The organism is Pseudogulbenkiania sp. FW507-F1, assembly GCF_058781125.1.
Genome location: NZ_JBYSWM010000021.1, coordinates 37,373 through 50,914 on the forward strand (window position 1 = coordinate 37,373; position 13,542 = coordinate 50,914).

The window sequence follows — 13,542 nt, forward strand, 5'->3', positions numbered from 1 at the left end:
CGTGCGGTGTGCCGTGCCTCAGCCCCGCGCCGCCACCTTGGGCGGGTAGAGCAGCAGCCCGCCGCCGTCTTTCTTCTTGCCGCCCGCCTGGCCCAACTTGGGCGGGGCGCCGTCGGCGACGAAGTAGGGGGCCTGCGAGCGCGCCAGCGGCGTGCGGCCGCGGATCTTGTCGGCGATCTTCTCGGCCATCATGATGGTCGGCGCGTTCAGGTTGCCGGTGACCACGCGCGGCATGATCGAGGCGTCCACCACGCGTAAGCCCGAGAGACCGTGCACCAGGCCCTCGTTGTTCACCACCGCCATCGGGTCGCTGGCGTCGCCCATCTTGCAGGTGCAGGACGGGTGCAGCGCGGTCTCGGCATGGCTCTTCACGAAGGCGTCGATTTCGGCGTCGCTCTTGGCGCCGATGCCGGGCTGGATCTCCTTGCCGCGGAACGGGTCCATCGCCTTCTGGTTGATGATCTCGCGCGTCAGGCGCACCCCGGCGCGGAATTCCTTCCAGTCCACCGGGTCGGCCATGTAGTTGAACAGCAGGCGCGGCTTGTCGCGCGGGTCGCGGCTCTTGAGCTTGACGTAGCCGGTGCTGGTCGAGCGCATCGAGCCGACGTGGCACTGGAAACCGTGCGCCTTCACCGCATTGCTGCCGTCGTAGTTGGCCGCCAGCGGCAGGAAGTGGTACTGCAGGTTGGGCCAGGCGAACGAGGCGTCGCTGCGGATGAAACCGCCCGCCTCGAAGTGGTTGCTGGCGCCGGGCCCGGTGCCCTTCAGGTACCACTCGAGGCCGATGCCGGGCTTGTTCCACCATTGCAGCGCCGGGTAGAGCGACACCGGCTGCTTGCACTCGAACTGGACGTACATCTCGAGGTGGTCCTGCAGGTTCTCGCCGACGCCGGGCAGGTGGACGACTGCCTGGATGCCCATCGCCTTCAGCTCGTCGGCGTTGCCGACGCCGGAGCGCAGCAAGAGCTGTGGGCTGGCGATGGCGCCGTTGCTGACGATCACCTCGCGCCGCGCGCGCGCTTCCCTGGGCTGGTCGCCCTGGATGTAGCGCACGCCGACGGCGCGCGAGCCCTCGAACAGGATGCGGTCGGCCAGGGCGCGGGTCTGCACCGTCAGGTTGGCGCGCTCCTTGGCCTCGTCGAGGTAGGCGCGCGAGGTGGAGCAGCGCTTGCCGTCCGCCGTGGTGGTGCGGTCCATCGGGCCGAAACCTTCCTGGCGGTAGCCGTTCAGGTCGTCGGTGCGCGGGTAGCCGGCCTGCTCGCCAGCCTGGATGAAGGCCTCGAACAGCGGGCTGACGTCGGCCTTCGGTGTGGTGACGTGCAGCGGGCCGCTGCCGCCGTGGTAGTCGTTGGCGCCCTTGTCGTAGGTCTCCGCCTTGCGGAAATAGGGCAGGCAGTCCAGATAGCTCCAGTCTTCCAGCCCCTGGTTCTCGGCCCAGCCGTCGTAGTCCAGCGCGTTGCCGCGGATGTAGACCATGCCGTTGATCAGCGACGAGCCGCCCAGGCCCTTGCCGCGGCCCTGGGTCATGATACGGTTGTTCATGAACGGCTCGGGCTCGGTGGTGTAGGCCCAGTTGTAGGTCGTGCCCTGCAGCGGGTAGGCCAGCGCGGCCGGCATCTGGGTGCGCCAGTCGAGCCGCCAGTCCGGGCCGCCGGCTTCCAGCAGCAGCACGCTGACGTCGGCGTCCTCGGTCAGGCGCGCGGCCAGCACGCAGCCGGCCGAACCGGCGCCGACGATGATGTAGTCGAATTCCGTTTTCATCACTCTTCTCTTCGTAGCGAGTCGCTAACACACCCTGGCGTGGCGGACCTGGCTAAGCGGCGCCGCAGACACGAGGCATGGCCGATGTGTCTGCACCGCGACATGTCGCTCGTCCGCCCCAAGCGTGGGGCGAATCCCGGCGCGGGATTCGCTCGCCAGCGCCACAACGCCAGGACGGTTGTTGTCAGTGGCTCATTCGTACGGGCAGGCCACGCCGGACAGCTCCACGTACACGCTCTTCAGTTGGGTGTAGTGGTCCAGCGTCACCAGGCTGTTCTCGCTGCCGATGCCGGACTCCTTCAGGCCGCCGAACGGCATCTCGATCGGGGTGATGTTGTAGTTGTTGATCCAGCACACGCCGGCCTGCAGTTTGCCGACCACGCGGTGTGCGCGCGAGATGTCCTTGGTGAACACCCCGGCGGCGAGCCCCAGGCGGGTGTCGTTGGCGCGGCGGATCACCTCGTCTTCATCGCTGAAGCGCAGCACCGACATCACCGGCCCGAAAATCTCCTCGCGCACGATGCTCATGTCGTCGGTGCAGTCGGCGAAGATGGTCGGCGCGATGAAGTTGCCGCCCTCGCAGCCCGGCACCGTCACGCGGTTGCCGCCGGCCAGCAGCCTGGCGCCTTCGGCCTTGCCCAGCTCGACGTACTGCATCACGCTGTCCGCATGGCTCTTGGACACCTGCGCGCCCACCTGGGTTGCCGGGTCCATCGGGTCGCCGATCTTGAGCTTGCGCGTGCGGCTCACCAGCTTTTCCAGGAAGGCGTCGTAGATCGAGTCGTGCACGAACACGCGCGTGCCGTTGGTGCAGATTTCGCCCTGGGTGTAGAAGTTGGCCAGCATCGCCGCCGAAACCGCCTGGTCGAGATCGGCGTCGTCGAAGATCACCAGTGGCGACTTGCCGCCCAGCTCCATGGTGATGCGCTTCAGCGTCTTGGCGGCGTCGGCCATGATCGCCTTGCCGGTGTCCACCGAGCCGGTGATCGACACCTTGGCTACTTCCGGATGGGCGATCAGCTGGCGCGCAGCGGCCGAGGTACCCTGGATCACGTTGAACACGCCGTCCGGCACGCCGGCCTCGGTGTAGATTTCGGCCAACTTGGCCGCCGTCATCGGGGTGAGCGACGCCGGCTTGTAGATCATCGCGTTGCCGCAGGCCAGCGCCGGGCCGGACTTCCAACAGGCGATCTGCAGCGGGTAGTTCCAGGCGCCGATGCCGAAGCAGATGCCGAGCGGTTCGCGCCGGGTGTAGGCGAAGGCGCCCTTGAGCGGGAACTGCTGGCCGTGGATGCTGGCGGCCAGCCCGGCGAAGTATTCGATGCAATCGGCGCCGGACAACACGTCCACCACCTCGGCCTCCTGGATCGGCTTGCCGTTGTCGCGCACTTCCAGTTCGGCCAGTTCGCGGTTGCGCTCGCGCAGGATCTGTACCGCACGGTTGAGGATACGGCCGCGCTCGGCACCGGTCATGGCCGACCACACTTCGAAGCCTTGGCGCGCAGTCTCGATCGCCAGCTGTACCTCGGCCTCGCCGGCCTGTTGCACACGGCAGATCACCTCACCGGTGGCCGGGTTGATGTTGTCCACCAGCGGCAGGGACGGGTTGTCGATATATCGTCCACCGATATAGCTGCGCAGAATGTTGTCGCTCACTGTAGCTCCTTTGTCGTTGACCCTTGCGTGGCTGTCTTTGGCTCATGCCGCAACGCGCCTTTATACGACCTAGATTGAGCCACGTCACCCCCTCCGGCCACCTGTCTGTTTCCGACGTCAACCCCTTCTGCGGCGACACTCGCCAAGGTGCGGGCGTGGCGCCGGCGCGGCGCGGCACAGTCGTCATGCCGATCGCTTTTGTCGAAAATTTCCATATGACGATCGCAATTCACCAATCGCCCCGACGAAAGCTGGCCGAGTCTAGTCGCAATTGTCACCGTCGTGTTCCGCTCGTTTCCACACCCGTTCGCATCGTCACAGGAGAACCACCATGAAGCACCCCCCTGCCTCCCCGCGAGGCGCCCACAGCGTCGCTGCCCGCCTCGAGCGGCTGCCGATGAGCGGCTACCACCGCCTGATCCTCTCCATCATCGCCCTGGCGTTCTTCTTCGATTCCGTCGACCTCGGTCTGATGACCTTCGTGCTGGGCTCGATCAAAACCGAATTCCAGCTCAGCAGCGCCCAGGCCGGTTTCATCGGCAGCGCCAGCTTTCTCGGCATGGTGGCAGGCGCCGTGCTCTCCGGCCTGCTCGCCGACCGTTTCGGCCGCACCCCGGTGCTGCAGAGCAGTATGGTGTTGTGGGGCGTGGCGAGTTATCTGTGCTCGACCGCCGCCACGCCGGAACAGCTGTTTGGCTACCGCCTGCTGCTCGGTGTCGGCATGGGCATGGAGTTTCCGGTGGCGCAGACGCTGTTGGCCGAGCTGATTCCGGCGCGCCAGCGCGGGCGCTACATCGCCCTGATGGACGGCTTCTGGCCGCTGGGCTTCATTACCGCGGGTTTGCTGTCGTATTGGATTCTGCAGGAGCACGGCTGGCGCACGGTGTTCCTGATCAGCGCGGTGCCGGCGTTGTTCCTGCTGGTGGTGCGGCAGTGGGTTCCCGAATCGCCGCGCTGGCTGGAGAGCGCCGGGCAGCACGCCCGCGCCGAGAGCGTGATCGCGCAGATCGAGCGCAAGGTCATCGCCAGCCTGGGGCTGATCTCGCTGCCGGCGCCGCAGGCGCTGCAGTCGACCGGGGCCGCCGCCGGCAAGGGCTCGTTCGCCGCCTTGTGGACGCCGCGCCAGCGCAGTCGCACCGTGATGGTGTGGTTGCTGTGGTTCCTCGCGCTGTTGGGTTTCTACAGCCTGACCACCTGGCTTAGCGCGCTGATGCAGCAATCCGGCTACCAGGTCACCAAATCGGTGCTGTACACGGTGTGGATCTCGCTGGGCGGCATTCCCGGTTTTCTCACCGCCGCCTGGCTGGTGGAACGTTGGGGGCGCAAGCCCACCTGCATCGCCGCCTTGTTGGGGGGCGCCACCATGATCTACGTCTATGGTCAGATGGCGCAGGGCAGCGGCAATGAAACCGCGCTGATCGCCTCCGGCCTGGTCATGCAGTTCTTCCTGTTCGGGATGTGGGCGGTGCTCTACACCTACACGCCGGAGTTGTACGGCACCCACGCGCGCGCCACCGGCTCCGGCTGCGCCTCGGCGGTGGGCCGTGTCGGCGCCTTGCTCGGGCCGACCCTGGTCGGGCTGATCCTGCCGCTGTGGGGTCAGGGCGGGGTGTTCCTGCTCGGCACCGCCTGCTTTGCGCTGGCGGCGGCCGCGGTCTATCTGCTCGGGGTGGAAACACGCGGGATGACGCTGGAAGGGGTGTCGGAGGCACGCTGAGATCCAACCGGCGCCCGCTCTTCCTGCCGCCGCTGCCTCGAGCCGGGTGAAGGCGGCAGGCGGCTTCCCTCACGCGCACCCGGCTGGGGATGGGCTGCGCCGGACCGTGCCGCTACGGCATGGCTTCCACCGGGGTTTTCCTGGTGCCGCCACGGGGAGTGTGGCAAGGTATCCGGGCCTGCCGGCCTGCCCGTTCTTCCGACCGTGATGATCGGCATTGCCGGTGGGCCTGCTGCGTCATCGGTTAGGCGAGTGAGCCATCATGAACAAACCACACTATTCGATCACCGATCACTGGATCGACACCGACCAAGGTCGTCTTTTCGCGCGCTGCTGGTGTCCGGGGAGCGGCGACGTCATGCGTGCGCCCATCGTCCTGTTGCACGATTCGCTCGGCTGTATCGCCCTGTGGCGATCCTTTCCGGGCATGCTCGCGCAAAAATCAGGGCGGGTGGTGATCGCCTACGACCGGCTCGGGTACGGTCAATCCGATACACGCCGTGGCGAACCGGGCCGGAATTTCATCGCCGCCGAGGCGCGGGATGTCTTCCCCGCGGTGCAGCGGCATTTCGGCTTCGAGCGCTTCGTCGCCATCGGGCATAGCGTCGGCGGCTGCATGGCCGTGCATTGCGCGGCCAGCCATGCCGCGGCCTGTGATGCCCTGGTCACGCTGTCCGCCCAGGCGTTCGTCGAAGAACGCACGCGGGCCGGTATCCGCGAGGCCCGGGAGATGTTCCGGCAGGCCGAGCACTTCATGCGGCTGCAGCGCTATCACGGCGACAAGGCGGACTGGGTGCTGAACGCCTGGATCGATACCTGGCTGGCGCCGGATTTCGCCGATTGGTCGCTGCACGACGTCTTGCCGGGGGTGAGATGCCCGAGCCTGGTGATGCACGGCAGCGAAGACGAGTACGGATCGACCGACCAGCCCGAACGCATCGCGGCCAGAGTGAGCGGCCCGGTGCAGCTCGACATCCTGCCGGGCCTCGGCCACATGCCGCACCGCGAGCAGGAGGACCGGGTGGTGGCGCGGATCGCCGGCTTCCTGAGCGCCGTCTGACCTCTGCCGAACCGGTCCCGGCACGGGCGTCCCGCTGGCCTCATGCCTCTTCCCGGGCCGCATCGAGCGCGGGGCGGGGTGCGAGAGCACGGCTTGCCGCCGCGATGGCGAGCGCGACGACGATCAGCAGCGTCGCGGCGGCGAAGGTGAAGCGCATGCCGCTGGCCACGGCGCCGGGGTGTGCCGAGGCGATGTCGCTCGTCCCTGTGGCGAGCACGAACACGGCGCCCATGACGGATGCCCCGCTGACGAGCCCGAGATTGCGCGACAGGCTGAGCAGGCCGGCAATGACGCCGCGCTGGTCCGGCGCGACATCCCTCATCACGGCCGTGTTGTTGGCCGCCTGGAAGAGCTGGTAGCCGGGAGTCAGGAGGGCGATGGCGGCAAGGTAGCCCACCACGCCGAATACCCCGGGGAGCAGCGCGAGTGCCGACAACCCCGCCGCCATGACGACTAGCCCAGCGGTGGTCATGGCGGCCGCACCCCAGCGGTCGACGCCGCGCCCCGCCGGGACACCGCTAAATACCGAAATGATCGGGCCCATCGCCAGGACGATTCCGACCGCCGCCTCGCCCAGGCCGAGCGCGCGTGACAGGTAGAACGGCCCGACCACCAGCGTCGCCATCATCACCGTCGAGACGAGCCCGTTCGTGGCGAGACTCGCGCTCAGCTCGGCGTTGCGGAACGCCGCCAGGCGGATCAATGGCGACGCCACGCGCGCCTCCACCAACACGAAAAGGCCCCCAGCCAGAACCGCTGCCAGCAACAGAGCCAGGTTCAGTTCAGTGAAGCGGCCTCTCCCCAGCGTCACGGCGAGCGCATAAGCCGCGAGCGAAGCCCCAAGCAGCAGCGTGCCCACTGTGTCGAAGCCGGCCCGATCCGTCTGCGATGCCCGGCGATCGACGGGCAGGGCGCGATAGGCGAGCAAGAAAGTCAGGAGGCCCAGCGGCACGTTGACGAGGAAGATGGCGCGCCAGCCGAAGCCGGCGATGAGCGTGCCGCCGAGCGCTGGCCCCAGCGCGGTGCCCATCGCGGACATGGTGCCGAGCAGGCCCATGGCGCTGCCGGTCTTGTTCTTCGGAACCGTGTCCCCGACAAACGCCATGGTGAGGGCCATCATGATGGCCGCGCCCAAGCCCTGCGCTGTGCGTGCGGCAATCAGCAGCCACAGCGAGGGCGCCACGCCGCACAGCACCGAGGCCAGCGTGAATAGAAAGAGGCCGAACAATAACAGCCGGCGTCGCCCGGCCAGGTCGCCGAGCCGCCCGACGCTGACGATCAGGGTGGTGATGGCAAGCAGATAAGCCAGGATGATCCACTGGACCTCCTGGAAGGAAGCGGCGAACACCCTGGCCAGCGTCGGCAGGGCGACATTGGCGATGCTGGTGCCGAGCGAGGACAGCAGCATGGAGAGCGACAGGCAGGCCAGCACCCATGTCGTCGACGGTGGGGCTTTCCCCTCGGCGGCGACGGCCTCGTCGCCTGCTTGAGTGAGTGGTTTCAACATGAACTCCTTCTTCCGGGTGCCCCGAAGCGGGGCTTTCAGAGAGGAGTCTAGGTGGCAGCCGAATAGGGCGGAAGGCGCAGCATTTGCACTTAATTCGTGCATTAAACGCCATGTCACGATCAAGCGTGCCAGGGCTGGAACACGTTTTGTTCCTGCCCTATTGAAGTCGAAAACTGAACCGCCCCGGGTGTCGTGGCTGGCCTCTACGCATCGGCGGCGCGACAGGGGGTGAGGCCAGCGGCCCGGTTACCTCGCCTGCCCGTGCCGCGCGTATTTCGAGGGCTACGTCATGGGTCCGGGATGCCGGATTGACCGGCCGGTCCTGCCTGCTGTCTCCGGTCCCGACCTGCCAGGGCGCTACTTCAACCAGGCCGTTGGCATGACTTATCGAATCCGCACGCTGAGTGTGTCAGCTATTGGCTCTCAGAAAGAAACAGGATGCGGATGATGGCCTAGGCCTTGATGCGATAGCCGGTCTTGAAAATCCACGCCACGATCGCCGTGAACAGCGCCAAAAAGCCGATCGTCATGGTGAGACTGATACCGACGCTGACGTCGGCAATACCATAGAAGCTCCAGCGAAAGCCGCTGATCAGGTAGACCACCGGGTTGAACAGCGCGGCGGTCTGCCAGAACGGCGGCAGGATATCGATGGAGTAAAAGCTGCCGCCGAGAAATGTCAACGGCGTGATGATCAGCAGCGGGATGATCTGCAGCTTTTCGAAGCCATCCGCCCAGATGCCGATGATGAAGCCGAACAGGCTGAACGTTACCGAGGTCAGCACCAGGAACAGCAGCATCCACAGAGGATGGGCCACCTGCAGCGGCACGAACAGGCCCGCCGTCGCCAGGATGATCAGGCCGAGAATCACCGACTTGGTCGCCGCCGCCCCGACATAGCTCACCACCAGCTCGAGGTAGGAAACCGGCGCCGACAGCAACTCATAGATCGTCCCCGTGAACTTGGGGAAATAGATGCCGAACGAGGCGTTGGCGATGCTCTGCGTCAGCAGCGACAGCATGATCAGCCCCGGCACCAGGAACGCACCGTAGCTGATGCCGTGGGTTTCGGGGATGCGCGAGCCGATGGCGGCGCCGAACACGACAAAATAGAGCGAGGTGGAGATCACAGGGGAGATGATGCTCTGCATCAGCGTGCGCCCGGCGCGGGCCATCTCGAAGCGGTAAATCGCACAGACTGCATACAGGTTCATTTTCTCTCCCTCACCAGGCTGACGAAGATGTCCTCCAGCGAGCTTTGCGTCGTTTGCAGGTCCTTGAAGCGTATCCCCGCCGCGTTGAGAGCCTGCAACAGCGCGAGGATGCCGGAGCGTTCGCCCTGCGCGTCGTAGGTATAGACCAGCTCGCTGCGGCCATTCGCCAGATCCAGCTCGTAGCCGCCAAGCTCGGAAGGAATGCTCTCGAGCGGGGCCTCCAGTTGCAGCGTCAGCTGTTTCTTGCCGAGCTTGCGCATCAATTCGGCCTTCTCGTCCACCAGGATGATCTCGCCCTTGCGGATCACCCCGATGCGGTCGGCCATCTCCTCGGCTTCGTCGATGTAGTGGGTGGTCAGGATGATGGTCACCCCCCGCTCTTGCAGCGAGCGCACCAGCTGCCACATGTCCTGGCGCAGTTCGACATCAACCCCCGCCGTTGGCTCGTCGAGAAACAGGATCGACGGCTCGTGCGACAGCGCCTTGGCAATCAGCACGCGCCGCTTCATGCCGCCCGACAGCGTCATGATGCGGTTGTCCTTCTTGTCCCACAACGACAGCGCCTTGAGCACTTCTTCGATGTAGGCCGGGTTCTTGCGTTTGCCGAACAGGCCGCGGCTGAACGACACCGTGGCCCACACCGATTCGAAGGCATCGGTGGTCAGCTCCTGCGGCACCAGGCCGATCATGGCGCGGGCCGCGCGGTAGTCGGTCACGATGTCGTGGCCATCAACCAGAATCCGGCCTTCGCTCGGATTGACGATGCCGCAGATCGTGCTGATCAGCGTGGTCTTGCCGGCCCCGTTCGGGCCCAGCAAGGCGAAGATTTCTCCGCGCCGGATCTCCAGATTGACGCCCTTCAAGGCCTGGAAGCCTGAAGCGTAGGATTTGGAGAGATTCGATATGGTGATGATGGGTTGCATAGATAGGACGATAGCAGATGGCGGGCTTTTGGTGGCGTCGGCGGCGGCGCATTTTATCCAAACGGTATTGATCGTATGGCCCGGCATGCTATCAATGGTGCATTCACCTCCAGCCTGCTGGCGTGCTCCTTAACAGGGCCTCTGGACGCCTTGCGGGAGCTGGAGCTTGCTTTCGAATTCAATAGGCCAGAATACATGTCGACACCCGATTTCAATTTGCTTGTCACCCTTGACGTGCTGCTCGCCGAAGGCAGCGTGGCGCGCGCTGCCCGGCGCTTGCGGCTGAGCCCCTCGGCGATGAGCCGGGCGCTGGCGCGCTTGCGCGAGACGACGGGCGACCCCTTGCTGGTCAGGGCGGGGCGCGGGCTGGTGCCCACCCCGCGTGCGCTTGAACTGCGCGAGCAGGTCAGCCAGCTCGTTCAGGACGCCGCAGCGGTGCTGCGCCCGGCAGAGAAGCTCGATCTAACCCGGCTCGTCCGCACCTTCACGCTGCGCGTCGGCGATGGTTTCGTGGAAAATTTCGGGCCGAGCCTGATCGCTCGCGTCAGCGAGGCTGCTCCCGGGGTCAGGCTGCGTTTCATGCCGAAATCGAACAAAGACACCGCGCCGCTGCGCGACGGCAGCGTCGATCTGGATACCGGCGTGGTGGGTGAGGGAACAGGCCCGGAGGTGCGTGTGCGCGCTTTGTTCCAAGACCGTTTCATCGGTGTCGTGCGCCAGGGGCACCCGCTCTGCCGGGGGGAGATCACCCCCGTCCGTTATGCGGCGGGCCGGCATGTCCTGGTCTCCCGGCGGGGGAGCGACAAGGGGCCGGTTGATGAAACCTTGAGGACGATCGGGCTGGAACGGGAGATCATGACCATCGTCGGCGGTTTTGCCCCGGCGCTGGCGTTGGCGCGGGCCACGGATCTGGTCGCCACGGTTCCCGAGCGCCATACCGGCACCCTGCGTGACGGGATGCACAGCTTTGCCCTTCCGTTTCCCGCTCCTGAGATCACGGTTTCCCTGCTCTGGCATCCGCGAATGGATGCCGATCTGGCGCATCGCTGGCTGCGCGGTTGCGTGCGGGAGGTTTGTACAGCAACGCTCGCCAATTCAGTGACAGTGGCAAGCGCAGCCGCTGAGGGCGTGTCATCCCTGCTATCCGACTCTGCGCCGGAGAAACACTAGACGACACGCCCTGGGGGCGAGCATCACGCCAGGTCGAAGCGGTCGAGGTTCATCACCTTGTTCCAGGCGGCGACAAAGTCATGGACGAACTTTTCCTGGGCGTCCGCGCTGCCATAGACTTCCGCCAAGGCCCGCAGTTGGGAGTTCGAGCCGAAGACCAGATCGACACGGGTGCCGGTCCATTTGAGTTGCCCCGTGGCGCGATCGCGCCCTTCGAACACGTCCTTGGCGTCTGACGTGGCCTTCCACGCCGTGCCCATGTCGAGCAGGTTCAGGAAGAAATCGTTGCTCAATACCTCTGGTCTTTGAGTGAAGACCCCGTGCCGGCTCTGCCCGACATTGGTGCCCAGAACCCGCAGGCCGCCCACCAGCACCGTCATCTCCGGCGCCGTCAGCGTCAGCAATTGCGCCTTGTCGACCAGCAGGGCCTCGGCCGAGACGGCGTATCTGCCCTTGAGGTAGTTGCGGAAGCCGTCCGCGATGGGCTCGAGCACCGCCATGGAGACCGCGTCGGTTTGCTCTTGGGAAGCGTCCATGCGGCCCGGTGCAAACGGCACCGTCACGGTGTGACCAGCTTTCTTCGCCGCCTGTTCGACGCCGGTACAACCGCCCAGCACGATCAGGTCGGCGAGCGAGACCTTCTTGCCGCCGGACTGGGCGTTGTTGAACTCGTGCTGAATGCCTTGCAGGGTCTCGAGTACTTTCGCCAGTTGCTCGGGCTGGTTGACTTCCCAATCTTTCTGCGGCACGAGGCGAATACGGGCGCCGTTGGCTCCGCCGCGCTTGTCGGAGCCGCGGAAGGTGGACGCCGACGCCCAGGCGGTGGAGACCAGTTGCGAGACGGACAGGCCCGACGCCAGAATCTTGCCCTTGAGGGCGGCAATGTCCTGTTCGTCGATCAACTTGTGATCGAGCGCGGGGATAGGGTCTTGCCAGAGGAGTTCTTCTGCCGGCACTTCCTGGCCGAGATAGCGTGCGCGCGGCCCCATGTCGCGGTGCGTGAGCTTGAACCACGCCCGGGCAAACGCGTCGGCGAACTGGTCCGGGTTCTCGTAGAAACGTCGCGAGATCTTTTCATAGGCCGGGTCGAAGCGCAGCGAAAGATCGGTGGTCAGCATCGTCGGAGCGTGATGCTTCGACGGATCGTGCGCGTCCGGAATGGCCCCCGCACCCGCGCCGTCCTTGGCGACCCACTGGTGCGCGCCGGCCGGGCTCTTGCTCAGCTCCCATTCGTAGCCGAACAGGTTCTCGAAGAAGTTGTTGCTCCACCGGGTCGGCGTGGTGGTCCAGGTCACTTCCAGGCCGCTGGTGATGGTGTCGCCGCCTTTGCCGGTGCCGAAGCGGCTCCTCCAGCCGAGCCCCTGCTCTTCAAGGCCGGCGGCTTCCGGCTCGGCCCCTACATGGGATGCCGGGCCGGCGCCGTGGGTCTTGCCGAAGGTGTGGCCGCCTGCAATGAGCGCCACCGTCTCTTCATCGTTCATCGCCATGCGGGCAAAGGTCTCGCGGATATCCTTGGCCGCCGCGAGCGGGTCCGGGTTGCCGTCCGGGCCTTCCGGGTTCACGTAGATCAGGCCCATCTGCACGGCGCCGAGCGGATTTTCCAGATCCCGCTCGCCGGAATAGCGTTTGTTTTCCAGCCAGGTGGTTTCGGCGCCCCAGTAGACGTCTTCTTCCGGCTCCCAGACGTCTTTCCGCCCGCCGGCGAAGCCGAAGGTCTTGAACCCCATCGACTCCAGCGCGACGTTGCCGGCGAGAATCATCAGGTCGGCCCAGGAGATCTTCCGGCCGTACTTCTGCTTGATCGGCCACAGCAGCCGGTGCGCCTTGTCGAGGTTGGCGTTGTCGGGCCAGCTGTTGAGCGGGGCGAAGCGTTGCTGGCCGGCTCCGGCGCCGCCACGGCCGTCGCCGATGCGGTAGGTGCCGGCGCTGTGCCAGGCCATGCGGATGAACAAGGGTCCGTAGTGACCAAAATCCGCCGGCCACCAGTCCTGCGAGTTAGTCATCAGCGCCAGGAGGTCCTTCTTCACGGCCGCCAGATCGAGATTCTTGAATGCTTTGGCGTAGTCGAAGTCCTCGCCCATGGGGTCGGACAGCGACGAGTGTTGGTGCAGGATTTTCAGGTTCAGCTGATTGGGCCACCAGTCCTGGTTCGACGTGCCACCGCCTGCGGTATGTTTGAAAGGGCATTTCGATTCAGTCGACATGGGTTCTCTCCTGGGGACATTGGCACTCACACCCGGCTCCATGTGGAATACATGAGCCTCTCCTAAAGAGTAAGTAGTCTCAATTTAGTCGGGAAATTGATTTATTCGATGACCAGGAAATAAAAAAACTAAGACCCGTGTTTAGCTGTCTTCGAGGCCCTATTCAACGATCGCGAACAGGTTCTAACGTCACCTTCACGGCATGGCTTCCTGTTGCGGAGCTGGGCATGAGGCTAACCGCGGTAGGCGCCGAGGGGGCGAGACGGGGGCGAGACGGGGTGGCAAGAGGCCCCGTTCCCGGAAGCCAAGCAGGCCACATCCCCGCCTGGG

At 65.5% G+C, this 13,542-nt stretch carries 9 protein-coding genes; 3 read left to right on the forward strand and 6 right to left on the reverse strand.

The genetic code is table 11. From position 1 onward, the window contains the following. Nucleotides 1–18 precede the first annotated feature (18 nt). Nucleotides 19–1,761, reverse strand: a complete 1,743-nt coding sequence (gene betA, locus AC3WG5_RS14000; RefSeq protein ID WP_492569107.1) for a choline dehydrogenase — start codon at nucleotides 1,759–1,761, stop codon at nucleotides 19–21. Between the two features lie 192 nt (nucleotides 1,762–1,953). Continuing rightward, nucleotides 1,954–3,417, reverse strand: coding sequence for a betaine-aldehyde dehydrogenase (gene betB, locus AC3WG5_RS14005; RefSeq protein WP_492569108.1), 1,464 nt, complete (start codon nucleotides 3,415–3,417; stop codon nucleotides 1,954–1,956). 331 nt (nucleotides 3,418–3,748) lie between these two features. Between betB and AC3WG5_RS14010 the strand changes: the two genes are divergently transcribed. Then, the gene (locus AC3WG5_RS14010; RefSeq protein ID WP_492569109.1) at nucleotides 3,749–5,134 is read left to right on the forward strand and encodes an MFS transporter; all 1,386 of its coding nucleotides are present in this window, start codon (nucleotides 3,749–3,751) and stop codon (nucleotides 5,132–5,134) included. A 262-nt stretch (nucleotides 5,135–5,396) separates the two neighbouring features. Then, a complete protein-coding gene (locus AC3WG5_RS14015) occupies nucleotides 5,397–6,194 on the forward strand; it encodes an alpha/beta fold hydrolase (RefSeq protein ID WP_492569110.1) in 798 nt (265 codons plus the stop codon). Between the two features lie 40 nt (nucleotides 6,195–6,234). On the opposite strand, the gene AC3WG5_RS14020 is transcribed toward AC3WG5_RS14015, so the two are convergent. The 3 genes from AC3WG5_RS14020 to AC3WG5_RS14030 form a co-directional block, all read right to left on the reverse strand. Further along, entirely contained in the window at nucleotides 6,235–7,701 is a 1,467-nt protein-coding gene (locus tag AC3WG5_RS14020) for an MFS transporter (RefSeq protein ID WP_492569111.1), read from the reverse strand. Between the two features lie 452 nt (nucleotides 7,702–8,153). Beyond that, nucleotides 8,154–8,915, reverse strand: a complete 762-nt coding sequence (locus tag AC3WG5_RS14025; RefSeq protein WP_492569112.1) for an ABC transporter permease — start codon at nucleotides 8,913–8,915, stop codon at nucleotides 8,154–8,156. Further along, nucleotides 8,912–9,838 carry an ABC transporter ATP-binding protein gene (locus tag AC3WG5_RS14030; RefSeq protein WP_008955499.1) on the reverse strand — a complete coding sequence of 309 codons (927 nt, stop codon included), beginning with the start codon at nucleotides 9,836–9,838 and terminating at the stop codon, nucleotides 8,912–8,914. The genes AC3WG5_RS14025 and AC3WG5_RS14030 overlap by 4 nt, the downstream gene beginning before the upstream one ends. A gap of 195 nt (nucleotides 9,839–10,033) precedes the next feature. Between AC3WG5_RS14030 and AC3WG5_RS14035 the strand changes: the two genes are divergently transcribed. Beyond that, nucleotides 10,034–11,008: a LysR family transcriptional regulator gene (locus tag AC3WG5_RS14035; RefSeq protein WP_492569113.1), complete on the forward strand. Its 975-nt coding sequence runs from the start codon at nucleotides 10,034–10,036 to the stop codon at nucleotides 11,006–11,008. 23 nt (nucleotides 11,009–11,031) lie between these two features. On the opposite strand, the gene katG is transcribed toward AC3WG5_RS14035, so the two are convergent. Then, entirely contained in the window at nucleotides 11,032–13,212 is a 2,181-nt protein-coding gene (katG, locus tag AC3WG5_RS14040) for a catalase/peroxidase HPI (RefSeq protein WP_492569118.1), read from the reverse strand. Nucleotides 13,213–13,542: the final 330 nt, after the last annotated feature.

Excerpts from the sequence above, each read along its gene's own strand:
- AC3WG5_RS14025 (WP_492569112.1), bottom strand. The coding sequence starts at position 8,915 with ATGAACCTGTATGCAGTCTGTGCGATTTACCGCTTCGAGATGGCCCGC.
- AC3WG5_RS14010 (WP_492569109.1), top strand. The coding sequence starts at position 3,749 with ATGAAGCACCCCCCTGCCTCCCCGCGAGGCGCCCACAGCGTCGCTGCC.
- AC3WG5_RS14035 (WP_492569113.1), top strand. The coding sequence starts at position 10,034 with ATGTCGACACCCGATTTCAATTTGCTTGTCACCCTTGACGTGCTGCTC.
- betA (WP_492569107.1), bottom strand. The coding sequence starts at position 1,761 with ATGAAAACGGAATTCGACTACATCATCGTCGGCGCCGGTTCGGCCGGC.
- AC3WG5_RS14030 (WP_008955499.1), bottom strand. The coding sequence starts at position 9,838 with ATGCAACCCATCATCACCATATCGAATCTCTCCAAATCCTACGCTTCA.
- AC3WG5_RS14015 (WP_492569110.1), top strand. The coding sequence starts at position 5,397 with ATGAACAAACCACACTATTCGATCACCGATCACTGGATCGACACCGAC.
- katG (WP_492569118.1), bottom strand. The coding sequence starts at position 13,212 with ATGTCGACTGAATCGAAATGCCCTTTCAAACATACCGCAGGCGGTGGC.
- AC3WG5_RS14020 (WP_492569111.1), bottom strand. The coding sequence starts at position 7,701 with ATGTTGAAACCACTCACTCAAGCAGGCGACGAGGCCGTCGCCGCCGAG.